At 46.3% G+C, this 25,559-nt stretch carries 24 protein-coding genes; 22 read left to right on the top strand and 2 right to left on the bottom strand.

Features of this window, described 5'->3' with window-relative positions; genetic code table 11:
• The first annotated feature begins 68 nt into the window (after window positions 1-68).
• The 10 genes from nrfD (at window position 69) to LL912_RS16350 (ending at window position 10,327) form a co-directional block, all read left to right on the top strand.
• On the top strand, window positions 69-1,514 hold the full coding sequence (nrfD, locus tag LL912_RS16395) for an NrfD/PsrC family molybdoenzyme membrane anchor subunit (RefSeq protein WP_235554661.1): 1,446 nt from the start codon (window positions 69-71) through the stop codon (window positions 1,512-1,514).
• Between the two features lie 134 nt (window positions 1,515-1,648).
• Window positions 1,649-2,236, top strand: a complete 588-nt coding sequence (locus LL912_RS16390) for a DUF3341 domain-containing protein (RefSeq protein WP_235554660.1) — start codon at window positions 1,649-1,651, stop codon at window positions 2,234-2,236.
• An 89-nt stretch (window positions 2,237-2,325) separates the two neighbouring features.
• Entirely contained in the window at window positions 2,326-2,982 is a 657-nt protein-coding gene (locus tag LL912_RS16385) for a c-type cytochrome (RefSeq protein WP_235554659.1), read from the top strand.
• A 35-nt stretch (window positions 2,983-3,017) separates the two neighbouring features.
• Window positions 3,018-4,256 (top strand): cation-translocating P-type ATPase, encoded by a 1,239-nt coding sequence (locus tag LL912_RS16380; protein WP_235554658.1) that lies wholly within the window; start codon window positions 3,018-3,020, stop codon window positions 4,254-4,256.
• A gap of 55 nt (window positions 4,257-4,311) precedes the next feature.
• Complete coding sequence (locus LL912_RS16375) at window positions 4,312-5,427, top strand: cytochrome c oxidase subunit II (protein WP_235554657.1); 1,116 nt, start codon at window positions 4,312-4,314, stop codon at window positions 5,425-5,427.
• Between the two features lie 44 nt (window positions 5,428-5,471).
• Window positions 5,472-7,277, top strand: coding sequence for a cytochrome c oxidase subunit I (locus LL912_RS16370; RefSeq protein WP_235554656.1), 1,806 nt, complete (start codon window positions 5,472-5,474; stop codon window positions 7,275-7,277).
• Window positions 7,278-7,342: 65 nt separating this feature from the next.
• Window positions 7,343-8,242 carry a heme o synthase gene (gene cyoE, locus LL912_RS16365; RefSeq protein WP_235554655.1) on the top strand — a complete coding sequence of 300 codons (900 nt, stop codon included), beginning with the start codon at window positions 7,343-7,345 and terminating at the stop codon, window positions 8,240-8,242.
• 34 nt (window positions 8,243-8,276) lie between these two features.
• Entirely contained in the window at window positions 8,277-8,852 is a 576-nt protein-coding gene (locus tag LL912_RS16360) for a cytochrome c oxidase subunit 3 (protein ID WP_235554654.1), read from the top strand.
• 30 nt (window positions 8,853-8,882) lie between these two features.
• Window positions 8,883-9,755: a cytochrome c oxidase subunit 3 gene (locus LL912_RS16355; protein ID WP_235554653.1), complete on the top strand. Its 873-nt coding sequence runs from the start codon at window positions 8,883-8,885 to the stop codon at window positions 9,753-9,755.
• 77 nt (window positions 9,756-9,832) lie between these two features.
• Window positions 9,833-10,327: a cytochrome C oxidase subunit IV family protein gene (locus tag LL912_RS16350; protein WP_235554652.1), complete on the top strand. Its 495-nt coding sequence runs from the start codon at window positions 9,833-9,835 to the stop codon at window positions 10,325-10,327.
• A gap of 371 nt (window positions 10,328-10,698) precedes the next feature.
• On the opposite strand, the gene LL912_RS16345 is transcribed toward LL912_RS16350, so the two are convergent.
• Window positions 10,699-11,259, bottom strand: coding sequence for a CopD family protein (locus LL912_RS16345; RefSeq protein ID WP_235554651.1), 561 nt, complete (start codon window positions 11,257-11,259; stop codon window positions 10,699-10,701).
• 401 nt (window positions 11,260-11,660) lie between these two features.
• Here LL912_RS16345 and LL912_RS16340 point away from each other — a divergent pair, with 401 nt between their 5' ends.
• From LL912_RS16340 to LL912_RS16330, 3 genes are read left to right on the top strand one after another with little or no spacing between them, the layout of a single operon-like run.
• Window positions 11,661-13,823 carry an ATP-binding protein gene (locus LL912_RS16340; RefSeq protein WP_235554650.1) on the top strand — a complete coding sequence of 721 codons (2,163 nt, stop codon included), beginning with the start codon at window positions 11,661-11,663 and terminating at the stop codon, window positions 13,821-13,823.
• 17 nt (window positions 13,824-13,840) lie between these two features.
• A complete protein-coding gene (locus LL912_RS16335) occupies window positions 13,841-14,257 on the top strand; it encodes a hypothetical protein (protein ID WP_235554649.1) in 417 nt (138 codons plus the stop codon).
• Window positions 14,258-14,263: 6 nt separating this feature from the next.
• Window positions 14,264-15,175, top strand: coding sequence for a hypothetical protein (locus LL912_RS16330; protein ID WP_235554648.1), 912 nt, complete (start codon window positions 14,264-14,266; stop codon window positions 15,173-15,175).
• A gap of 89 nt (window positions 15,176-15,264) precedes the next feature.
• On the opposite strand, the gene hemH is transcribed toward LL912_RS16330, so the two are convergent.
• Window positions 15,265-16,290, bottom strand: coding sequence for a ferrochelatase (gene hemH, locus LL912_RS16325; protein WP_235554647.1), 1,026 nt, complete (start codon window positions 16,288-16,290; stop codon window positions 15,265-15,267).
• A 368-nt stretch (window positions 16,291-16,658) separates the two neighbouring features.
• Between hemH and hemA the strand changes: the two genes are divergently transcribed.
• The 9 genes from hemA to hemB all read left to right on the top strand — a co-directional run bounded on the left by hemA (window position 16,659) and on the right by hemB (window position 25,556).
• Entirely contained in the window at window positions 16,659-17,909 is a 1,251-nt protein-coding gene (gene hemA, locus LL912_RS16320; RefSeq protein WP_235554646.1) for a glutamyl-tRNA reductase, read from the top strand.
• A 16-nt stretch (window positions 17,910-17,925) separates the two neighbouring features.
• Complete coding sequence (hemC, locus tag LL912_RS16315; RefSeq protein ID WP_235554645.1) at window positions 17,926-18,900, top strand: hydroxymethylbilane synthase; 975 nt, start codon at window positions 17,926-17,928, stop codon at window positions 18,898-18,900.
• Complete coding sequence (locus LL912_RS16310) at window positions 18,890-19,606, top strand: uroporphyrinogen-III synthase (protein ID WP_235554644.1); 717 nt, start codon at window positions 18,890-18,892, stop codon at window positions 19,604-19,606. The genes hemC and LL912_RS16310 overlap by 11 nt, the downstream gene beginning before the upstream one ends.
• 2 nt (window positions 19,607-19,608) lie before the next feature.
• Window positions 19,609-20,649: a uroporphyrinogen decarboxylase gene (gene hemE, locus LL912_RS16305; RefSeq protein WP_235554643.1), complete on the top strand. Its 1,041-nt coding sequence runs from the start codon at window positions 19,609-19,611 to the stop codon at window positions 20,647-20,649.
• Between the two features lie 10 nt (window positions 20,650-20,659).
• Window positions 20,660-22,537 carry a M1 family metallopeptidase gene (locus LL912_RS16300; protein ID WP_235554642.1) on the top strand — a complete coding sequence of 626 codons (1,878 nt, stop codon included), beginning with the start codon at window positions 20,660-20,662 and terminating at the stop codon, window positions 22,535-22,537.
• Between the two features lie 132 nt (window positions 22,538-22,669).
• Window positions 22,670-23,608, top strand: a complete 939-nt coding sequence (gene hemF / locus LL912_RS16295) for an oxygen-dependent coproporphyrinogen oxidase (RefSeq protein WP_235554641.1) — start codon at window positions 22,670-22,672, stop codon at window positions 23,606-23,608.
• Window positions 23,609-23,693: 85 nt separating this feature from the next.
• Entirely contained in the window at window positions 23,694-24,401 is a 708-nt protein-coding gene (locus LL912_RS16290) for a hypothetical protein (RefSeq protein WP_235554640.1), read from the top strand.
• Complete coding sequence (locus tag LL912_RS16285; RefSeq protein ID WP_235554639.1) at window positions 24,361-24,534, top strand: hypothetical protein; 174 nt, start codon at window positions 24,361-24,363, stop codon at window positions 24,532-24,534. Before LL912_RS16290 ends, LL912_RS16285 begins: the two co-directional genes overlap by 41 nt.
• Window positions 24,535-24,569: 35 nt before the next feature.
• Window positions 24,570-25,556, top strand: coding sequence for a porphobilinogen synthase (hemB, locus tag LL912_RS16280; RefSeq protein WP_235554638.1), 987 nt, complete (start codon window positions 24,570-24,572; stop codon window positions 25,554-25,556).
• Window positions 25,557-25,559 lie beyond the last annotated feature (3 nt).

Genomic DNA, 25,559 nt, shown 5'->3' with positions numbered 1-25,559 from the left:
AAAGGGCGGAAAAGTTTAGAGCGAGCAATTTCAGGCTTTAAACTTTAAACCTCAAACAAAATAAAAGTATGTCACTAAACAGATACGAATCGCAAGTACGGGGACCATTGGTGGAAGGAAGCAAGGACTATCACCAGATTACAGAAGATATATGTCGTCCTGTGGAGGCCACTCCAAGTAAGCTTTGGTGGGTGGGATTTATCATCTCCGTCGGATTATTAATATTTGGTATTGTTTCCGTTACCATGGAGGTGATGTATGGTACCGGCCAGTGGAACCTGAATAAAACCATTGGTTGGGGCTGGGATATCACCAACTTCGTATGGTGGGTGGGTATTGGTCACGCAGGAACCCTGATCTCGGCGATCCTCTTACTGTTCCGCCAGGGATGGCGAACCGGGGTAAACCGTGCTGCGGAAGCCATGACGATCTTTGCGGTGATGTGCGCAGGACAGTTTCCGATCTGGCACATGGGCCGTGTATGGAACGCCTTCTTCGTAATGCCTTACCCCAATACCCGGGGTCCGCTGTGGGTGAACTTTAACTCCCCACTGCTTTGGGACGTATTTGCGATCTCTACGTACTTTACCGTTTCGCTCCTGTTCTGGTATTGCGGTCTGTTACCTGACCTGGCTACATTAAGAGATCGGGCCAAATTAAAATGGCGTAAATTATTTTATGGTATGGCTTCTTTCGGATGGACGGGAAGCACCAAGCACTGGCAGCGTCATGAGGCACTGTCACTCGTATTAGCCGGTTTAAGTACCCCCCTGGTACTTTCGGTACACACCATCGTATCGTTCGACTTTGCTACATCGGTAATTCCCGGATGGCACACCACGATCTTTCCGCCCTATTTCGTTGCGGGTGCGGTATTCTCCGGTTTTGCAATGGTACAAACCCTGCTGCTCATTACCCGTAAGGTACTGGGGCTGGAAGAATACATCACCATGGAGCACATCGATGTAATGAACAAGGTAATTGTATTGACGGGATCGATTGTGGGGATCGCCTATTTAACAGAGTTGTTTATTGCATGGTACAGCCATGTGGAGTATGAGTGGTTCGCATTCCGTGAAAATCGGGTAAACCTCAGCAGTCCTTACGGATGGAGTTATTATCTGATGATGGGATGTAACGTATTGTCTCCGCAGATCTTCTGGTTTAAGAAAATGCGCCGCAACCTGCTGGTGACCTTCTTTATGAGTATCCTGGTAAATATCGGTATGTGGTTCGAGCGTTTTGTGATCATCGTTACCTCTATCTACCGCGATTACCTGCCCAGCTCCTGGAGTACATACTATACACCTACCATCTGGGAAATCGGGTTCTATATGGGTACATTCGGACTGTTCTTTACCTGTTACTTCCTCTTCTCTAAATTCTTCCCGGTTATTGCCATTGCGGAGATCAAGCATATCCTGAAACGCAGTGGTGACAATTTCAAAGAGCAGATGGAGAAAGACGAGAACGAATCGCTGGAAGCATTCGAACATGCGAATGCACACCATTAGGAATAGTTTCAGGTTGCACGTTCAATGTTTCACGTTGATATCTGTAACCTGAAGTAGTAAAATTGAAAAAAAATAATAAGGTAAGAGGGATAAACATGAAGCGTTAAACCTGGAACCTGAAACAAATAGAAAATATGGCCATCAAGAAGTTTATTACAGGCAATTTTTACGAGGAAGCGGTACTTTTTCCTGCAGTGAAGAAAGTGCGTCGCGCCGGTTATAAGATACATGATGTGTATACGCCCTTCCCCATCCATGGTTTAGACAAGGAACTGGGAATGAAAGATACGGACCTGCACATTGCCGGTTTTATATATGGTATTACCGGTACCACTACCGCGATCAGCTTTATTACCTGGGCGCTGGCGCGCGACTGGCAGATCAATTTTGGAGGCAAACCCTTCTTTTCGCTGCCGGCCTGGATTCCGATCATGTTTGAGCTGACGGTGTTGTTCTCCGCAGTTGGAATGGTGTTGACTTTTTGCTGGCTTTGCCAGTTGGCGCCTTTTGTAAAAAAGGATCATTTTAACCCGCGCAGTACGGATGACACGTTTGTAATGGCTGTTGAATGTACCGATAAAACCAACGAAGCGGAAGCGATCGCATTTCTGAAAGAGGCTGGTGCACAGGATGTACAGGTGCAAAGCCGCGAAACCGGATGGTGGTTTGGCCGTTACGACCGGGAAACAGTTCGTTTTGGTAAAAAAGTAGCTGCAGTATAAGCATTTATAGTTTGATGTTTTTGGTTTGATGTTGTCCCGATCTCAAACCTCAAACCTCAAATCTCAAACAAATTTTGATAAAAGGAAACATGAATAAATATATATTTATAGCAACGGTGGCTTTTAGCGCAATAGCGGCAGGTTGCGGAGCGGATAGTAACCCAGGTCGTTCATACATGCCGGACATGACCTATAGCAGGGCCTATGAAACCTATGCTTCCACCGCCGATCTGGAAAAGGAAGGTGTTTTCTACAATCGCAAGCCGGTGCCCGGTACGGTGGCAAGAGGCGAGGATGCGGAGTTTGCGTTTAACCTGCCGCATGATTCGATAGGATATGCGCAGTCGGCGCAACTGAAAAATCCCCTGGATTCTGCTGGTACTAAAATCGATATGAAGGAAGCGGAACGCTTGTACCTGGTAAACTGCGGCATCTGCCATGGGGCAAAACTGGATGGCAACGGACCCCTCTTCAATGGTGGTGAAGGACCTTATACCGCAGCGCCAAAGGATTTTATGGCTGCAGATATGAAGGCGCTTCCTGCCGGTACGATGTTTTATTCCGTTACTTATGGTAAAGGACAGATGGGAAGTTACGCTTCTCAGCTGAGCCCTAAACAAAGATGGGAGATTATCACATTTATCAAGTCTAAGCAGGGGGGAGGTGCCGCTGCTTCAGGAGCCGCAGCTGACAGCACAAAAACAGCCGGAGCAGCAGTGGCGGCAGATGCAACAGCAAAAAAATAATAACTAATTCACAGAACTATTAATATAAGATTCGAATGTCAACGTCAACTACGGAAAAATTCATACCTGCAAAAAGATATAACACGATAGCGTTCGCGTTAATGGTGGTGGGTGTCATCGCAGCGATTTCCCTGTTTGTGACAACTGGAGGCGAGGGGGATCACGATAATCGTGCACGCTTTTGGGCCAGTTTGCTCCAGAACAGCGTATACTTCCTGCTGGTAGTAAATGCGGCTATGTTCTTTATGTGTGCTACCACCCTGGCTTGGGGCGGATGGCAGATCGCTTTTACCCGTGTTACCGAAGCCATTGCTTCCTGTGTACCGGTAATCGGCGTAATTGCCATGGTGATTTTACTGGCGTTGTGTTTTGGAGATCATCATACCATTTATCACTGGACGGATGCGGAGCATGTTGCTCACGACCCCGTTTTACAGCATAAAAGCGGTTTCCTGAGTAAGGGCTTTTTTGCAACGGTTACTGTTCTTACTGTTGTATTATGGTCATTCTTGGGTTGGAAAATGCGCCAGATGTCTTTAAAAACTGATGAAGGAGAAATAGTAAGTACGCTGGAGAAAAGAAAGAAATTTGTTTGGAACAACACCGTAATGGCAGCCCTGTACATCGTGGTATTTGCATTAACCGTTATGTCTTCTGTTCCCTGGCTGTGGATTATGAGTATTGATGCACACTGGTACAGCACCATGTTTAGCTGGTATAACTTTGCCAGCACTTTTGTAGCCGGTATGTCGCTCATCGCCCTGTATGTGGTATTCCTAAAGAACAATGGCTACCTGCCCCTGGTAAATAAAGAGCACCTGCACGATCTGGGTAAGTTCATTTTTGCCTTTTCCATTTTCTGGACCTATTTGTGGTTTGCCCAGTTCATGCTGATCTGGTATGCAAACATTCCTGAGGAAACCGTATACTTTAAACCCAGAGCAGAAGGTATTTACAGCGCTATTTTCTGGATGATGCTGATTATCAACTTTGTAGCCCCGATTCTCATCTTCATGAGCCGGGACTCTAAAAGAAATTATACCATTGTCACAATTGTGGCTGTACTTGTGATCTTCGGGCACTGGCTCGACTTTTTCCAGATGGTATTCCCTGCAGTGTCGCCCAATAAAGTACCAATGATCCTGTTTGATATGGGAATCGGGCTGGGTTTTGTGGGTATCATTATGTTTGTGACCGGCAAAACCTTAAGCAAACATTCTTTAACCGCACGGAACCATCCGTTTGTAAAAGAAGCAGTGATTCACCATACTTAATCGGGAAACAGAAATTTAAAAATAGTAGTCGAAATAAATATTAGAACAACATCGTATGCAAAACTTTTTAATATTCGCCATTTTAATATTAGGTTTTATTATAACCTTTCAGATTGCAAGGGCAAGCGAATTTGTTTCTGTGATCCGGGGGGAAGAAAAAACCAGGAAACAAACCAATAAGATCAATGCCGCTCTGTTGCTGGTATTTCTGATCGTTGGATTGTTTGGGGTGTATTGGGCACACCATACACTTGGCGATAAAATTTTGAAATTAGGAACTTCGGCTTCGGATCACGGAATCCTGGTAGACCGGATGCTGAAATATACCATCATTGCTACCGGTTTGGTATTCTTTGGAACACAGATCCTGTTGTTCTGGTACTCCTTTAAATACCAGGAGTCTGACAAACGTACGGTGTACTATTTCCCGCATAATAATAAGCTGGAGCTGCTGTGGACTGTGGTGCCGGCGATCGTGTTAACCATTCTTATTGGTTTTGGGATTGTTTACTGGTACCGTATTACCGGAGCAGCGCCAGAGAATGCCATGCAGATCGAAATTACCGGAAGCCAGTTCAAATGGGAATTCCGTTACCCGGGCAAAGACGGGGTTTTTGGAAAAAAATATTATAAAAACATCGACGAGGCGCACGATAACCCCCTGGGACAGATCTGGGATGATGCAGCCAACCATGATGATGTTTATGTAACCTCTGCTCCCATGCACCTGGTAGTTGGAAAGCCGGTAAAACTGATTATTGGTGCCAAGGATGTGATACACAGTGTGGGATTGCCGCATTTCCGACTGAAAATGGATGCGGTTCCGGGTACACCCACTACCCTGTGGTTTACACCAATAAAAACCACCAAGGACATGATTAAAGAAACCGGAAATAGTAAATTTGTATACGAAATCGCCTGTGATCAGATGTGTGGTGCAGGTCATACCGGTATGCGTGGGGAAATCATTGTGGAAACCCAGGAGGAGTTTGATCAATGGATGGCTTCTCAGAAACCCCAATATGCAAAAGTGAAAGAAGCGGCAGCTCCGGCTGCAGCGCCAACTACTGCTTCTAAAGATTCCACTGCTGCTGCGCCGGCTGTAAAAGACTCCGTTAAGGTAGCAACCGATACAGCAGCAGTAAAAAAAGATTCAGCGGGCAAGAAGTAATTTTTTTGATAAAGAAAGATAGGTCAGTTTTTTAAACGTTAATTATGAGCGATACTTTACATATTCAGCATGAGGTTGCGAGTCATGGTCATTCCGGAGAGCCGCATGTTCATCATCACAAAGAAACATTCATATCGAAGTATATCTTCAGTATGGATCACAAGATGATTGCCAAGCAATTTCTTGTAACGGGTATTATCTGGGCGATTATCGGTGGTTTATTCTCGGTGCTGTTTCGTTTACAACTGGGTTTTCCTGATCAGTCTTTCCCCATTCTGGAAACCTTTTTTGGCCGATGGGCTGAGGGGGGAAAGATCAAACCTGAATTTTATTATGCATTAACGACCATGCACGGAACCGTGCTGATCTTCTTTGTATTAACGGCCGGATTGAGCGGTACCTTCGCCAACCTGTTGATTCCTTTGCAGGTAGGTGCGCGGGATATGGCTTCTCCGTTTATGAACATGCTGTCTTACTGGATGTTCTTTGCTGCCAGCATTGTAATGTTATCTTCTTTATTCACCCAAACAGGACCTGCAGCCGGCGGTTGGACGGTTTATCCTCCGTTGAGTGCTCTGGGATTGGCTTCTCAGGGTTCGAAAAGCGGTATGGATCTTTGGATCATTGCCATGACCCTGTTTGTTGCGTCACAGTTGCTGGGTGGTCTGAACTATATTTCCACTATTCTGAATATGCGCACCAAGGGCATGTCGATGACCCGTATGCCACTGACTGTCTGGGCGCTGTTATTTACTGCCATCCTGGGGGTATTATCCTTCCCGGTACTGTTGTCTGGTTTGGTACTGCTGATGTTCGACCGTCACCTGGGAACCAGCTTCTATCTCAGCGATATTTTTGTAGCAGGCCAGGCTCTGCCCAATGAAGGCGGTAGTGCCATCTTGTACCAGCACCTGTTCTGGTTCCTGGGGCACCCGGAGGTATACATTATTATTATGCCAACAATGGGACTGGCCTCTGAGATCCTGGCCATCAATTCCCGTAAGCCGATCTTTGGTTATATGGCCATGATCGCTTCACTGATGGCAATCTGCGTACTGGCCTTCCTGGTTTGGGCGCACCACATGTTTGTAACGGGTTTGAACCCCTTCCTGGGTTCGGTGTTCGTACTGTTAACCCTGCTGATTGCGATTCCTTCGGCCATCAAGGTATTTAACTGGATTACCACCATATGGAGAGGAAATATCCGGTTTACTCCGGCGATGCTCTTTGCTATTGGATTTGTGAGCATCTTTATCTCCGGTGGTCTTACCGGAATCTTCCTGGGAAACTCTACCATCGATATTCACCTGCATGATACCATGTTTGTGATTGCCCATTTCCACATTGTGATGGGGGTATCGGCCTTCTTTGGAATGTTTGCAGGGATCTATCACTGGTTCCCTAAAATGTTCGGACGGTATATGAACAATACGCTGGGTTATATCCACTTCTGGGTAACCATCGTTTGTGCCTACCTGATCTTCTGGCCCATGCACTATCAGGGATTTGCAGGAATGCCGCGGCGTTATCTGGACAAGAGCAGCTGGGTAAGCTTTAGTCAGTTCCACAGCCTGGATGCTATGATTACTGTTGCTACGATCATTGTGTTTGCAGTGCAGCTGATGTTTGTGTTCAACTATTTCTATTCAATGTATAAAGGAAGAAGGGTGCGTACGCAAAACCCCTGGGGTGCAACAACCCTGGAGTGGACTACACCCATTCATCCCGGGCATGGTAACTGGGACGGAGAAATTCCTGAGGTGCACCGTTGGGCATATGATTATGGTAAAGACGGAAGAGATTTCATTCCGCAAACCGAGCCAGTGGGTGAAAATGAAAGCACACATTAGAAGGGAATGGTGAGGATTCAATAGGAAATACCATTGACCATTGCCTATTGACTAAATATAAAAAATTGAAAAAAGCAGAAGAGGGTGGAGTGAGGGATTTTCTCCAGTTGATGAAGCCCTCATTAAGTATAATGGTGGTTTTCAGCAGCGTGATCAGTTACCTGCTGGTGCCAGATGTGATGTATGATTGGTGGAGGATCGTTTTGCTCTTTGTAGGTGGATTGCTGGTAACAGGTAGTGCCAACACCATCAACCAGGTTGTAGAAAGGGATACAGATGCCCAAATGAAAAGGACAGCAAAACGTCCGGTTGCTGCCGGACGGCTAACGCCTGAACAGGGCTGGGGATTTGCCATTTTCAGTGGCGCGGTAGGTATCTTTATTTTGGGGTATTATTTTAACTGGACGGCAGGTGCATTGGCGGCGTTTAGCCTCTTCCTCTATGCCTTTGTATATACCCCTTTAAAAAAGGTAAACTCTGTAGCTGTTTTGGTGGGCGCTTTCCCCGGGGCTTTTCCCTGTTTGATCGGCTGGGTGGCCGGCTTTGTTCCGGGTCAGCAGATCAACTGGTTGGGGGGGATCGTGTTGTTCGGAATCCAGTTCCTCTGGCAGTTTCCCCATTTCTGGGCCATTGCCTGGGTAGCGCACAAGGATTACAGCAGTGTTGGTTTTAAGCTACTGCCCAGTGATAAAGGACCAACCCGGTTTACGGCCTTGCAAACAGTAGTATATTCGCTGCTGATGCTGCCCATTACCATTGCGCCTTTTTTTGTGGGAATCTGTGAATATAGTACGGTGAAAGGAATGATTGGAGGGGTGTTGATCATTGTGGCCAATCTTTTTCTGATCGGAAGGGCCATTGCGCTTTATAATAAAATGGATGTGCCTTCTGCAAGAAAGGTGATGTTTGGAAGTTATATTCATCTGCCGGTAGTACTGCTGGCACTTTTACTGGCGAAAGCCTGATTTTTGACAGACGGTTATTGATAAGAAATTATATATGAACACAAGTATCGTGAGTGAACAGCAACATAGAAAACTGCATCCGCATAAGTTTGCGCTATGGGTGGCTATTGCCAGTATACTGATGATGTTTGCCGGGCTTACCAGCGCTTTTATCGTAAAAAGCAATCAGGCCGGCTGGAGAACCTTTGTATTGCCCAATATTTTCTGGGTGTCTACAGTGCTGATATTAGCCAGCAGCCTTACCATGCTCATGGCCATAAAGGCCTTTAAAAGCCGGGGAATGGGGCAATATCGTGGACTGCTGGGTATCACCTTCCTGTTGGGTGCAGCTTTTGTGATCTGCCAGGTGATCGGTTTTAACCAGCTTTGGAACAATAATGTGCAGTTTAAGGGTGCTTCGGGAGCGGGGCAGTTCTTTTATGCCATCGCCGGCCTGCACGCGGTGCACGTGATCGGCGGTGTAATTGCACTCCTGGTGATCTTTCTGAAATCAATTGCCGGAAAAACAAAGTCTTATGATGCGGTGCCCGTTGAGGTAATGGGCATGTACTGGCATTTCGTAGACCTGCTTTGGCTGTATTTAATGATATTTTTCATAATTCTGGGATAAACAACTTTTACAAAATTGATCGAATCAAATATGGAACAGACAGTAACACATAATACCAAGTGGTGGAGCGGGGGAAAAAGTCCGTTTAACATAGAGTATGGAAAGATAATGATGTGGTATTTCCTGCTGAGCGACTCCTTTACATTTGGAGCCTTCCTCATCTCATTGGGTACCGTACGTTTTGGGCTGAACTACTGGCCGGAGCCAAGTGTTGTGTTCAACGCTTTCCCGTTTGCTGGACACGCCAATCTTCCGCTGGCCTTTGTGAGTGTAATGACCTTCGTGCTCATCATCAGTTCTGTTACCATGGTACTGGCCGTACACGCAGGGCATAACCGCGACCGGAAAGGCGTAGAAAAGTACCTTATTTTTACCATCATCGGAGGTTTGATCTTCCTGGGGTGCCAGGCCTGGGAATGGCACCACCTGTTAACCGGTCAGCATCCTACACTGGTTGGTGATCATATTGAACTGCTGGCACAGCGGAATGGCTCCAATCCCTGGGGTGAGATCGTATTGCCGCAGGAGGTAGCTCCGGCGCTGGCAAAATCTTCTACCGAAACCCTGGCCACCCTGGTACACGAGCAGCATCTTTCTCATGCAAGCCATGCCGAATTATTGCAAACACCTAAAGACCAGCTGATCCAGATGCTTTCAAACAGCGAAATGGTGGTGCGCAAAGGCGGACCTGCCGCGTTCGGCGGATTTTTCTATGGCATTACCGGCTTCCATGGATTTCACGTATCTGTTGGGGTAATCCTGCTGATTATTATGCTGATCCAGACAAAAATGGGCGTATACGAGCGCAGAGGACATTACCTGATGATCGAAAAAATCGGGTTATACTGGCACTTTGTAGACCTGGTTTGGGTATTTGTATTCCTTTGTTTTTATCTTATTTAAAACCGCAACCCGCTCCTGGGCGAGGGGAAATAAAACAGACTTGTATTTGGAATTTGATATTTGAAATTTAAAGAATTATGTCACAACATTACGATCCAACAAAAGATATTTCACCATCTGCAGCCTATCCGGAAGTAAGCTTCGCGCATCATACCGATGACGCTACGTTTAAGCGCAGGGTGCGAAAAACCACCATTATTCTTACACTGTTGACCATTGCAGAGCTAATCCTCGGTTTTTCGATCTATGCCCTGCATAAAGGAGAACCCAGTCACGCCCTGCTGCTTTTCATAAAAGGAGTCGTTTGTATCTTAACGCTGGCAAAAGCCTATTACATTGTTTCTGTGTTTATGCACCTCGGTGATGAGATCCGCAACTTTATTATGACCATCGTGGTTCCCTTGCTGTTGTTCATCTGGTTTATCATAGCCTTCCTGGCAGACGGCCATTCTTACAAGAATATGCGGAACCAGTATGATCCTTATTTCAAGGAAAGTACCACACCTTCCGGTCATCCGGTAATTCCTTCCGACGCGCATAAATTCAGCAGTCAGAAAGGGCAAAGACAATAACAAAAACTCATTACATAAAAAGAGGGTGTTCCGGATTCCGGAATACCCTCTTTTCATTTGGCAAAATGCAGGATGGAGGAATAGGGTAACTTTATAATTTGAGAATGTGCGAATGGTGTATCAAGCCAGATCTCGCACAGCGGGAATATAACATGACCAATGAGAAATATTAAATGTAAAAGTGAAGCTGCCCTTATGCGCAATGATCTTCCTTTGGTCAATATTACACAGGAAACAGGGAATGCCCATTAACGAATTGGGAGAAGTGCATCAGGCGTAAAGCCGAACCTAAACTGAAACGTTAAACCTGGAACGCTTCCGAATTGTCAGGATATTAAATTTGAAACGAATAGAACCTTCAAAAAAAGATCTCAACCCCTTGTTTTTCTATTGCGCACCCGTTTATAAATGCGGATGGCCAGCATCAGGATAAAGATCAGCAGGAGCATACCCACCAAGCCCCAGATAACACTGATCTCTTTTTTTACCACAACCAGCATAACAATCGCAACCAGGAAGATGGTGGCCACCTCGTTCCACATCCGCAACTGGTCGGAGTTGTATTTATAAATTCCAGCCATTTGCTGTTTAAAAATCCGGTGCAGCGAGTAATGGTAGGCGTATAAAAACAACACCAGGATCAGCTTCAGCAGGAGCCAGAAACCTTCGGGTTTTAAAAGCGTTTGTGCCCAGGAGCCCTTAAACAATACGGAAAGCCCCATAATCAGTGTAATGATCGCCGAAGGCCAGGTAATACCATACCAGAGCGGCTTCATCATTTTGGTGAACTGGCGGTGCAGCAATTCCTGCGCCGGCTGTGGCTGTTCATTGGCTTCCACGTTGTAAATGAACAACCGCGGCATGTAAAAAAGTCCTGCAAACCAGGTAACCACAAAAATAATATGAACTGCTTTTAAATATAAATAAGTCAAGGGGATGTATATTTAAGACAAACCGATTCAGATGACTAAGATACCAGCTTTCTGTATACCGGGGAACAGTTTCTGTAAAAATGACGGTTTTTTTGCGGTGCCTTTAGCGATACCTCAGCACTTGAAAACACAACGTGTTCGATATCAGTCAGATATATTCGTTTTTATGTCAAGAATCAGGGCGCAGCGCTGGTTGTAGCCAAAACCAAAACCCAACGGCGCTCACCACAAAGTCCGAAATACCGGCCTTCTTTTTGCATTAGAATGAGAATATATATAATTTTGGACTCCCGAAATCATGAACCGTATCCTTGGGAAGTAAGGCATTGCTGGTAAATGCTGTATTTGGGGAGGTTAGTAAACCAGTGCCCGGCACTTAAATATAATATTATATGTAAATCATGCAAAAAAGAAACTATAACTATTTTTTGCTTATTTTCTTTGCTTTTTTACTCGTTGCTAGCATCATCTTTACGCAAACACTTACCGATAAAGCTACACAGGCGTTGCAAAAGGGAAATATTGAAGCGGTTGAAACCTTTAAGACCAACAATGAAATGCAACACCTCGTAAACATGTCGTTTACATTGCAATCCCGATTTAGTCAGATAAGCACTATTACCCGGGCGGACTCTTCCGACGTATTGGGCGATTCCCTAACATTGTTTGGATACAATGCAAACATTCTGAACGAAGCTATTGGCAGAAAAGGGCATATCCCTAACCTGAAAAGCCTCATGGATGCGGTAAATGCCCAGTTGAATCTTTCCTATGCCGTTTTAGACGCCCGGCAACAGAATGATGCCCATTTGCTGAATAACCTGACGGACTCTCTCCGGAAATCAAAGCCCGGTGAAAATGTATACCGCTACGGAGTACTGGTTGAAAAATTCCTGGAAAATCAATTACAGCAAACGCTGGTTACCAATTCAGCACATGCCAGTCAGCTTTCGGCGTATAACCGAGTATTATCCATTGCGGCAATTATTGCCGTGCTGATCTTTACAACGATTATCGTAATCCGCCAGTGGCAGCAGCAGGTGCTGATAAAAGAACTGCGCCTGGCGAGAGAGGCCGCCGTCAAAAGCAAAAATGCCAAGGATGAATTCCTGGCAAATATGAGTCATGAGCTGCGCACTCCCTTAAATTCGCTCATCGGGTTTGGAAATCTGCTATCTGATACACCGCTCAATCCGACTCAAAAAGAATATACAACTACCATTATTTCCAATGGGTATAACCTCCTGCATATTGTAAATGATATACTCGACTTTTCCTCTATAGAAGCGGGCAAGCTTCGCATCAAACGCATTCCCTTTAATCTGCCGGAATTATTTGAAGACCTGAAACGCATGTTTTCGGCCCTTGTAAATGAAAAGAAGCTGACTTATCACTGGGATATCGATCCGCAAACACCTACATTTATAAAAGGGGATCCGGAGCGGCTGAAGCAAGTGCTGGTGAACCTGATCAACAACGCCATTAAGTTTACATCTTATGGGGGTGTGCATATTCACGTGGGCATATTACCGTTTGAAAAGGAAGATGCTTATAAGCTGGTATTTAGTGTAAAAGATACCGGCGAAGGCATTCCGAAGGAAAAAGTGGATCTTATTTTTGACCGGTTTGAGCAACTGGAACAAATGACCACCCGCCAGCATGGCGGCACTGGCCTGGGTTTGAGCATTGTAAAAAGCCTGGTAGAGCATATGGGAGGATCGGTTTCTGTAAACAGCGAAATAGGGCTGGGATCCAAGTTTACGTTTACGGCTATTTTTGAAAAGGTAACAGATGCCCCTGTAATAACCCACAAAAAAGCGGGTAAACCAACCGCCGATTTTTCGGGACATACAGCATTGGTAGTAGAAGACAATGCGGCCAACCGGGTGTTGCTGAAGCACCTTTTAAAAAAGTACCATCTCAATATAGAAGTAGCCGAGAATGGCCTGGAGGCCCTGGAACGGATACAGGAGCAGCATTATGATCTGATTCTGATGGATATCCAGATGCCCCATATGAATGGTTATAAAGCTATATCCATCATCCGGGATGAATTGCATATTCATACACCCGCCATTGCGATGACTGCTTATGTTATGGAAAATGAAATCAAGCGGTGCTTTGCGGCAGGTTTTAATGACTATATTTCAAAACCCATTGAGGAACCCGATATTATCGGCAAGATACTAAAATGGATGCCGCTGCGGTCTGGTGCAGAATCACATGCTTCTGTAACGGATACAACCGGTGGTATGGAATTTTTTATGGAGCTGGTAGGCGGCGATGAAGCGGTGATGAAGGAACTGTTATCGGAAATCGGGAAGCAATGGGAACTGGATAAAGAAGCCCTGCGCGCATCTGCCACGGCGGGTAACGCCCAGGAGCTGGCGCGCATCCTGCATCGTGTTAAATCTACCTTTTCCGCGTTTGGCCCCAACCATCCGATACTGGAATTGTTAAAAAAACATACCATAACGGCAGATAGCAGTGCCGAAACAATGATCCGGGAATGTGAAGCGTTCATTCAACAGGTAGATAAAACAGGAGCCGTATTTACATCATAAAAAATAATCCAAAAGCAATGGCATCCCAACAGCGTATAAAAGATACCTTAAGGCAGGAGGGTTTGAATAAGACCATATGGATGATGCTTGCAGGATTATGGGTGGTTTCAATTGCCCTGGTCCTTGGGCTGGTGCTCAACTGGCAGCTCCAGGAAGATTCAGAGCGCAGCGCTGATGCTCATCGGCATCCATCCCTTGATGAAATGCTGTTGTCGTTTAATGAATTAAAACTCGGTAACAATACTACTTTGATCAATTTACAATTAAAGGAAATATCTCAGATCTCCCAGAAAAAAAGCAACACCGATACAGCGAACAAAGAAATAATAGCTGACTACCGGAAGAAAATTTATGACCGGATACTGGAAGAAAAAATTAAAACCCGTAAGCCCGACAAACAAGGGGGCTTTACCATTAAGCCGGTACCTCAATAATTGACTATGAAATTTTATCCTTTTGTTTTCACCCTTCTGATGTTATTTTCCTGCGGCTCGCAAAAACAGCTGACAACCGCCCGGGCCACCAGTGAAAAAACCAAAAAAATAGTAAATGCAGAGTCCGTTAAGCTGGATTCCATAAAAAAGATCCTGGATGTTAAAGCAGGCAACCATAGCATCGACAGTGTTTTAAACAATGATGTTCAGCGGATCCTTGACAAACTTAACGGCCGGCTGAACAGCGTCCAGGAGCTTGCGCTGATTATGGACGCGGCTACCAAAAGCAGGACTTCGTTCAAAAAGGGGATCAACTCCTCTGATATTCTGGCAAAACTCATCATCCTGGATTCCTTTAATACGGCGCAAAAAAAGCGCGAGGAAGTGTATCGCATGCTGAAAGAATCGGTAAGTACCGCCAAATACCAGATGTTTCATTACGCGGCGTTTTTTGACCCAGGTGTATACCGGATTCCGCAATCGGCCATGCCTTCTATCCGTGCCCATTTTACGCCCATTATCGATTCATTGTCTTACCTCTCCAATAAATACGCTGGCATCGCGCGCGAAGCCCGTATTGTATTTGTGGGGTATTCAGATTCTACGCCGGTAGCCCGGAACGGCCAACTCTATAAAGAGATGACGAAGATTCTGGATAGTGATAATCCATCACAAAAACTAATGAACCAGTTACTATCCGATCTGCGGGCAAAAGAAATGGTGCGTAATATGAAAATCGTACTGGGAAACAATACGGGCAAGTTCAAAAATTTTAATACACTTAAAGTCGGGTATGTGGCTTATGGAAAAGGAGAAGAATATCCTTCTCCACGGATCACCGATTATAAACCCACCGATGAGCGCAGGCGTATCGTGCTGAGCTATTGGACGGTATTGCCGGACCTGAACGGTTTATAAAAAAGGGGAATTTGAAAATGTGGAGATGTGGTTGTATTTCTGACCTCTGACGTCTGACATCTGAATTCAAACCTCAACCCTCCATTTCCCTATGCCTGCCGGGTTTCTTCAATCAACTGCAGCACGGCATCCACCCAAAGCGCGCTGGTATTCATGCAGGGAATATAGGTATAACGCTCACCGCCGTTTTCGATAAATTCTTCCTTGCCCCGCATTTCAATTTCTTCCAGCGTTTCCAGGCAATCACTAACAAATGAGGGGCACACTACTACCAGCTTTTTAACCTGCTCTTTCGGCAGCTCCGGCAGGCGGACCTGTGTATTGGGCAATAGCCAGGGATCGCGCCCCAGGCGGCTCTGGTAGCTTTGCTGCCATTGATCTTTACGCAATCCCAGTTTTTTAGCCACCAGCTCACTGGTAATGGTTACCTGGTGCCGGTAGCAGGTAGGGTGTGATGGGCTCGATTTAAAGCAGCAATTCTCTACCTGCATACAGTGTTGCTTGGTAGGATCGCTCTTCAGCACATGCCGTTCGGGAATACCGTGATAGCTGAATAACAACTGGTCAAAATCGTCCTGCAGGTAAGGCCGCATGCTTTCAGCCAATGCATGGATATAGGAAGGATGTTTATAGAAAGGAGGGACCACCTTTAGTTTGAACGGATAATTCTTTTTTTTGTAAGCATCTTTCATATGCTCCACCGCCGTTTCAAAACTGCTCATGGCGTAATGCGGATACAAAGGCATCAGGATTACTTCTTCTATGTCCGGCATACGTTTCAGCAGGGCGGCATAGGCTGCTTCCGGTGTTGGGTTTCCATAGCGCATGGAGAGTTCAACCGGAAGATCCGTCTTTTTCTGAACGGCTTCCTGCAGTTGTTTTGATAACACGATTAGTGGTGAGCCTTCCTTCCACCAGATGGCCTTGTAGGCCTCTGCCGATTTCGGGGCCCTGAACGGAACAATAATGCCTTTGATGAGAAGGAACCGTAACAACCAGGGCTTGTCAATTACCCGTTTGTCCATTAAAAACTCGTCCAGGTATCGTTTCACATCCTTTACCTCGGTTGAATCCGGAGATCCCAGATTCATTAATATTACTCCTGTTTTACGCATTGCTTTCTTATATAAAAAATGAGCGCTTCCGTCTGCAATGGTGCTTACAGGAAGTGCTGCCTGTTTTTATGTTATTCTTTTTACCGTTGCAAAAAAATCTGGTTGAAATTTTTACGGTTCCGGTCATTCCTTCACCTAACCTTTGCTTTTTTTTAGCGCAGCGTTAAAAAATGGTACGCGCCTTTAAAAGGGCCGTTTTGAACCCATGAGATAAAAGGATAACAACCGGCAAAGATACAGGTTACAGTCAGACAATCATACTGTCTGTAATAATGAAAAATCATGATAAAAATCATGCTTTTTTTAGGCCCCGGTGACAAAAGTATGACGATACTACCACTTATCCTTTATACATTTGCGCCTGAATTATGTCGTTAGAAGAATTTCATATTTCAAAGCAGGTTTTAGATCGTTTTTGCATTGCGGGCATTAACTATCATAAGGCCGACGCAGCAACCAGAGGACTGTTTTCCATTACAAATGAGGCATTTGTCACGTTAGGAAAAAGTGCAAAGGCGGCAGGCCTAAAAAGTGTATTTGTGGTATCTACCTGCAACCGGACGGAGATCTACGGATTTGCAGAATCGGTAATGCAGTTGGTGGAGTTGCTGGTGCCTCACACGCATGGCGATAAAGCAGCTTTTTACGAGTGCGGTTATTTTAAGAATGGTGAGGAAGCACTGCAGCACCTGTTCAATGTAGCAGCAGGTCTTGATTCGCAGATACTGGGCGACTATGAAATCCTGGGGCAGCTGAAAAGAGCGGTGGACACGGCTCGTGGTCAGCAACTGATTGGCCCGGTAATGGACCGGATGCTGAGTTTTGCATTCCAGGCTTCAAAAAAAATAAAAACAGAAACCAATCTCAGCGACGGAACTGTTTCTGTTTCATTTGCTGCGATTGAATTATTACAGAATATAAAAGACATCGCGCAGAAAAAAGTGCTGATCATCGGTGCCGGAAAATTTGGAGTAAACGTTTGCAAAAACCTGAACACCTATTTGCCGCATACTTCTGTTACGATTATGAACCGTACGGATGCCGTTGCAGAACAGATCGCTGCAGATCATGGGATCCGGTTTGCTTCCTATGCGGATAAAGCTGCTGCAATTCGTGCTTCCGATATTGTAATTGTATGTACGAATGCCAGCGAGCCCATGGTGGTACCAGCGCATGTGGCACCCGGCGCAAAGCAATTATTCCTGGATCTTTCTGTGCCGGTGAATGTACATCCGGCTATCCGGAACATGGATCAGGTTACGGTAATTGACGTGGATGAGATTTCGAATACCATACTGGATAAAACCCTGGCGAAGCGCAAAGCAGAAGTGCCCCGGGCACTCAATATTATTGAGTATTTCAAAAAGGAGTTTCTGGGCTGGCTGAGAGATTATCATTATGCCCTTCACCTGAAAACCTGGAAAAACAAACTACGTGAAATTGATTTAATGCAAACAGGTGTTTGCGAATTTTATAAGGATAAAGAACTGATCAGCGAAACAGAGCGGGTAATGCGCGCCCAAAAGGCGGTAAAGCAGCTGGCGGTAAACCTCAAAGTGCGGCACGATAAAGGCTGCCAGTTTATCAGCAGTATCAACGATTACCTGCAGCTTCTCTGACCCCGGATATTTTATTATGATCCGTATTGGCACCCGAGACAGTCAGCTGGCCGTTTGGCAGGCCACCCAGGTAAAAAACCTCCTGGAAAATTTAGGCACCCCCGCAGCGTTGGAATTGGTTAAAAGCGAAGGAGACCTTGACCAGGTAACCCCTCTTTATTCCATGGGGGTTCAGGGTGTTTTTACCAGAGTACTGGACACCGCTTTACTGAATAACCGGATTGATGTGGCGGTGCACAGCATGAAAGATGTGCCTGTTCAATTGCCCGAAGGAATTGTAGAAACTGCTGTTCTGGAACGCGCCTCCTATAACGATATCCTGGTCTTAAATCCCAACTGGCAGGCGCCGGATGACAAATCTCAGATTTCAGATTTGAGATCTCAGATCTCAGGTCTTGAAACTTTAAACGTTGAAACTGAAACATTTCCCCTAACTATCGCCACCAGCAGTGTACGTCGTAAAGCGCAATGGCTGCACCGGTTCCCGGGTCATACCATCGAAAATATCCGTGGAAACGTAAATACACGGCTGCGCAAGCTTGCCGAAAGCAATTGGTTCGGAGCCATTTTTGCCGAAGCAGGTCTGGATCGTATTGGATTGAAACCGGCCAACAGCATCAGCCTTAACTGGATGCTGCCCGCCCCCGCCCAGGGTGCCATCATGATCACCGCCCGGAAAGGAGATACAGCAGTACTGCGTGCATGCAGCCGCATCAATCATGCAGAAACGGCGTATTGTGTAAAAGCCGAAAGAGATTTTTTAAGCGCGCTCATGGGGGGCTGTGCCACACCGATCAGCGCGCTGGCAACCATTCATCAAAACAACCTGCATTTCAAAGGAAGTATTGTTACACCCGATGGTTGGCAAAAAATAGAAATGGATGAAACCTATGCAATCGATGCAGCCAACGCAGCCGGGAAAGCCGCCGCTGCGAAGATTTTGGAAAAAGGAGCAGGGCCGTTAATTGCGAAAATGAACCATGCGCAATAAACTGCTTCATATTTTAAGTACAAAGCTATTGGATGATGCGCTCATCCGGAAGGCCGGGGACCAGGTACAGCTCGATTGCCGCTCTTTTCTGCAAACGCAACCGGTAGCACCGGAACAGGTAACAGCACTGCTGGCCGACGTGCCGCTTTTGGATCAAGCGGTTATTTTCACCAGTGCCAATGCCGTAACGGCAGTAGCCGCAGCGCTTACAAACCAGCCCCGGTGGAGGGTGTTCTGTATTGAAGCGGCCACCCGTAAAAAAGTGCAGGAATTATTGCCCGGCACCACAATCAGCGCTTCGGCACCCAACGGAGCACAACTGGTAAAACAGATTATCGGGCATGCACCAGACCCGGTGGTTTTTTTTTGTGGAAACCTGCGCCTGGATACGATTCCCGACGGTTTGAAACAGAACGCCATTTCCTGCCGGGAAAAAGTGGTTTATAAAACTATAAAAACACCGGTACACATTGACCAGCACTATGACGGGATCCTGTTCTATAGCCCGAGTGGCGTGGAGAGTTTTTTTTCACTAAATAAGATCAGCCCGGAAACGAGCGCATTTTCTATTGGCCCGTCTACAACCAGGGCCTTGAAAAAATATACCTCAAATATTGTAGAAGCAGCACAGCCCGATGTGGAGCAGATGATCGGAATGATTGCCGACAGTACCCGACGGTCGGCCCGGGGATCCAAAGATTTTTAAATATGCAACAGGAAATAAAAAACGACTTGATTTTAAGAACGCTTCGCGGAGAAGCCACGGAACGTACCCCGGTATGGATGATGCGTCAGGCAGGAAGATACTTGCCGGAATACATCCAACTCAGAGAAAAGTATTCCTTTTTTGAACGGTGCCAGAACCCCGAGCTGGCCTGCGAAATTACCTTGCAACCGGTAGACATTGTGGGTGTGGATGCGGCCATCCTGTTTTCAGACATCCTGGTGGTACCACAGGCGATGGGAATGGAAGTACAGCTGGTTGAAAAACTGGGCCCGCTGCTGCCAGAACCTGTAAAGAGCGTTGGCGATCTGCAGCGGCTCCGGGTACCCGATGTGAATGAAACATTGAACTACGTATTCGATGCGATAAAACTGATCAAAAAGGAACTGAACGGACGTGTGCCGCTGATTGGGTTTGCCGGAGCGCCCTGGACGTTGTTATGCTATATGGTTCAGGGAAAAGGCAGCAAAACCTTTGATGAAGCAAAGGCCTTTTGTTACCAGCAGCCGGAAACGGCCCATGTCTTGCTCCAAATGATCACCGATACCACTATTGCATACCTGAAAGGACAGGTGGCTGCCGGTGCCGATGTATTGCAGGTGTTTGACAGTTGGGGCGGATTGCTGAGCAAACACGATTTTGAAACATTTTCACTCCGCTACATCCGCCAGATCGTGGCGGCGTTGAAAGAAAGTGTTCCGGTGATCGTTTTTGCAAAAGGCGCCTGGGGATCACTGGCAGAAATGGCGGCAACAGGAGCTTCCGGACTGGGCATCGACTGGTGTATAGAGCCGCAGGTAGCCCGCAGCATGGCCGGTAATAATATAACCCTGCAAGGAAACTTTGATCCTGCAAAATTGCTGGCTCCCATTCCGCAGATCGAAAAAGAAACAAAAGCGATGCTGCAGGCATTTGGAAAGGACCGCCATATTGCCAATCTGGGACATGGCATCCTGCCCAATGTGCCCGTAGACCATGCAAAAGCTTTTGTAAATACGGTAAAGGAATACCGGTTTAGCATTTAAAAAAATAACCGTGAGTAAAATACCTTTTTTTATTGCGGCATTTGTACTTCAATATGCGGCTGTTGCGGCGCAGGGACTTTACATGCCCCGGAATATTCAGAATGCCGTTAAAAAAGGAACCCGCACTACCAATGGTTTGCCGGGAACCAATTACTGGCAGAACCGGGGTGTGTATGTGATCAACACTACGGTGAATACGGCGGAAAAATCTGTTTCGGGCAGGGAAAAGATCTCCTATGCAAATAACAGTCCGGATACTTTGAGATCGGTAGTAATCCGGTTTGTAAATAATATTCACAAACCGGAAGCCCCGAGAGCGGGGCAGGTGCCAAAAGACTTCCTGACCTCCGGATTAAAGATCCTTGGATTTGTGGTGAATGGGGAACATTATTCGATCGACAGTGATAACTGGGGCACGGCAAATAAAGTAGACCTGAATACGCCGTTGCCGCCGCGGTCGAAAGCCGAATTTGAGATCGAATGGACCTACCCCTTGTCGAAGCTCAGCGGCCGTGAAGGGCAGATTGATCCCAATACCTTTTTCTGCGCTTATTCCTATCCACGGATCTCCGTGTATGACGATTACAACGGATGGGACCTGCTGCCGCACACCGATGGCGGTGAGTTTTATAATGATTTTAATGACTACTTCGTTTCTATTAAGGTGCCGACCAACTATGTGGTTTGGGCGACGGGCACCCTGGACAATGCAAAGGAGGTGCTGCAGCCGGCGGCGTTCCGGCGCTTCCGGGAATCGCTCTCCGGTAATAAAATTATTCATGTGGCCACAGCCAAAGACATGGAACAGGGAGCGGTAACCAATTTCAGCGAATGGAATGAGTGGAAATTTACAGCAAAGAATGTAACCGACTTCACCTTTGCTACCAGCAATCATTTTGTATGGGATGCGGGCAATGTGGCCCTCGCTGATGGTAACGGACTAAAAAGAGTCAGCATTCAGGCCGCCTACAAGGATACTGCTGCCGATTTCAAAAACTATGTAGAATGGACCCGGTATGCCATCCGCTGGTATTCGGATCACCTCCCCGGCGTTAACTACCCGTATCCCACCATGACGGCCATCCAGGGATATGCGGATATGGAATATCCCATGATGGTGAACGATGCCTCATTAAGGGATCTGATGGACTCCCGGCTGACGGTGGATCATGAAGTAGCACATACCTACTTCCCCTTTTATATGGGTATCAATGAAACCCGCTATGCATTTATGGACGAAGGATGGGCTACTACCTTTGAATACCTCATCGGTATTTCCGAAAATGGAAAGCATATGGCAGATAGTGCCTATAAAAGTTTCCGGATAAAGAACTGGATCAATAATCCTGCAACAGAAATGGACCAGCCCCTTATCACTATGTCGTCTCAATTGTCGGGAGCTGGATATGGAAGAAATTCTTATGGCAAGGCTTCCCTTTCCTATCTGGCTTTAAAAGACCTGTTGGGAGATATGCCTTTCAAAAAGGCCCTGCTTCATTATATAAATACCTGGAGCGGAAAACATCCGACACCCTGGGATTATTTTTATTCCATCAATGCGGGCGCCAGGCAGGATCTTACCTGGTTTTGGGAGAACTGGTTCTTTAGCAATCATTATATCGATCTTAAAATAAAAGAAGCCCGGCAGGGTACCAACAATACCACGATAACGCTGGAGAATACCGGCGGGTTTGCGGTGCCCTTTGATGTGGTCCTGAAACCGGCAGACGGAAAAGAAAAAAGATACCACTATACCCCGGAGATCTGGAAGAAAAAGGAAAGGACCGTCACCTTTACCGTCCCCAGCAATGGGAAAATAGAGCAGGTTGAAATTGACGGGGGCATTTTTATGGATGCCACTCCTGATGACAATATTTATCGGTTATGAAACGTTCGATATAAAATTTTCTCCCGGTAAGTATCGGGACTAAGCATAGAGATGAATGAAAATTTTACGACGTAATGTTACATCCGACCAACAAAATCGTTCCGCAAAGCGGGGCAAACAAAACGCATACGGATGAAAAAAGAAGCAACAAACGCATTCCGCCAGCAATGGATCGAATACGTTTACGGATTGCAGGATCGCATTTGCAAAGCCCTCGAGAAAGAAGACGGCCGGGCCGTTTTTAAGGAAGACAACTGGCAGCGCGGTGAAAATGGCAAGGGCGGCGGCGGCCATTCGCGCATTATGGAGAATGGGGGCGTTTTTGAAAAAGCAGGCGTAAACGTTTCCGTTGTGTACGGGCATATTACTGAAAAAATGAAACAGGTGCTGCCCGTAAATGAAGGAACCTGGTTCGCCTGTGGCATCAGCCTGGTGCTGCATCCCGAAAATCCCTTTGTGCCTACCACACATGCAAACTGGCGCTATTTTGAGGCACATGATAACGAAGGCACGGTTACCCATCGCTGGTTTGGTGGCGGCGCAGATCTAACCCCTTATTATTTATTTGAAGAGGATGTGATACACTTTCATACCATGTTAAAACAGGCCATCGATCCGTTTGGACAGGAATTGTATCCGAAATATAAAAAGCAGTGTGACGAATATTTTTCCAACAAGCACCGCGAAAATGAGATGCGCGGGGTAGGAGGGGTATTTTATGATCATCTTTATCTGAGCAGCGAAGAAGAGGCTGCCCGTTTGCTGGCCTTTCAAAAGGCCAACGGGGATGCATTCCTGGAGGCGTATCTTCCCCTGGTACAAAAAAGAAAGAACACGTCCTGGAACTCCGAAAATAAAAGATGGCAGGAGATCCGGCGCGGCCGGTACGTAGAGTTTAACCTGCTCCATGACCGGGGAACTATTTTCGGGTTAAAAACAAATGGTCGAACCGAAAGCATTTTAATGAGTCTGCCCCCTACGGTCCGGTTTGTTTATAATTATGAGCCGGAGCCCGGGAGCCTGGAAGATAAATTACTGCAGGCCTGTAAACATCCGCGGGAGTGGGTGTAATAAATGCTAAATCCTAAATCTCAAGTCTCAAATCTCAAAACCCAAATCTCCGGTGAAACTTCTTTTTCTGATATACTGTTTTTTGATGCCGGCGGCAGTTAGTGCGCAAACAACACCGTATTACAACTGGAGCGGTTATCCATTGGCCATTTATGAGCAACCTTCTGTAAAGGCAAGGGTCCTGGAAAAAGTACCAGCCGGCCAAACGGTTAAGATCATTTCCAGTCTGAGTGATCCGGGATATACCATTTACCTCAGCTATTACGGAGATACAACGCGGATGACAGGAGTAGGGGAAGCGGAAACCAGCGCTGGTAATTTTTACCCGTTAAAGACCTCCTGGGTTAAGGTAACCGGCAGGCAGGCTACGGGGTATACTCCCCTGGGTTTCCTGTCGCGCATCCCTTACAAAAAATTATCTAAGGGTAATGAAGCAGATGACTACACGGAGGTTCCCCTGGCAGAAGCACTGAGCACTTTTTTTGGGAAGCCGGTGTTCTACCGCAAGCAGGAGTTGAAAAAAGAGACGAAGGAAGAGATTCATTTTGTAGAACAATACCGGTTTACAGGAGGTATTACCTACAGCGCCCTGCAACAGTATGTAGAAAAGGATGGCCCTGGTGGAGAAGAGCACCGGATCTTTTTGCCGGATGCTTCTATTCCGGAAGCTGTTTTGTTCTTGCTGGAAATCACCCGGGCACAAACTTTCCGGCCGGAGGATAGAAAAAGTGTAAATTCTGTTAAAAGCCGGTATGATTTTTTTTTCCTGGTGGTATCAGCCCAACCAGTATGATGAAAAAGGCAACCGCATAAAAGATAAAAACCGGATCGATTTTGAATACTACGCCGAGGGCGGATCGAGCGGTGCTTCGTTCATCAAAAAGAACGGAGGCGTTGAAATTATATACGCCTATGGCGGATGCTGATACCGGAACTGAAATTTTTGAATTAAAATACATTGATGATGATCTTACAACATAGGAACAGAATTTTAAGAAGAACTGCGGCCATCCGCGATATGGTTGCGGAAACACAATTACGCCCCAGCGATTTTATCTTGCCCGTTTTCGTTACGGAGGGAACAGATGTGGTGGAGGCTATTAGTTCCATGCCGGGCTATTTTCGCCGCTCGCTGGATAAGACCGTAGAAGAGGTCAAAGAATTATGGAACCTGGGCATCCGGTGCGTATTATTATTTGTAAAATGTGATGATGCACTCAAGGACAATACGGGCAAAGAAAGCTGGAACCCGGACGGTTTGATGCAACAGACTGTAAAAGCCATCAAAGATGCTGTTCCGGAAATAGTGGTCATGACCGATGTGGCACTCGATCCTTATTCGGAATACGGGCATGATGGGATTGTGGATGTAAAAAGCGGTTATATTCTGAATGATGAAACGGTGGAAGCGCTTACAAAAATGAGCCTTTCGCATGCCGCCGCCGGGGCTGATTTTATTGCACCCAGTGATATGATGGACGGCCGTATCGGAGTTTTCCGGAAAGCATTGGAGGAAACAGGTTTTTCGAATGTTGGAATTATGAGCTATTCGGCAAAATATGCCAGTTGTTTTTACGGCCCCTTCCGGGATGCACTGGATAGTGCTCCGGGTTTTGGGGATAAAAAAACCTACCAGATGAATTATGCTAACCGAATAGAGGCCATCAATGAAACGCTGAAAGATGTGTCGGAAGGCGCAGACATTGTAATGGTAAAGCCGGCAATGGCCTATCTGGATATCATCCGGGAAATAAAAAATACGGTTACCGTTCCGGTAAGTGCCTATCATGTAAGCGGAGAATATGCCCTGATCAAGGCTGCAGCAGAACGGGGCTGGCTGGATGAAGAAAAGGCCATCCTGGAAAGCCTGACTTCAATTAAAAGAGCGGGGGCTGATCTCATTGCCACTTATTTTGCCAGGGATGCCGTTCGTTTGTTACAATCCTGATGC

The sequence above is a fragment of the Niabella agricola genome (assembly GCF_021538615.1).
Classification (GTDB): Bacteria; Bacteroidota; Bacteroidia; order Chitinophagales; family Chitinophagaceae; genus Niabella; species Niabella agricola.
The sequence above is the reverse complement of the archived record's forward strand: the minus strand, read 5'-3'. Positions and strand labels throughout refer to the sequence as shown.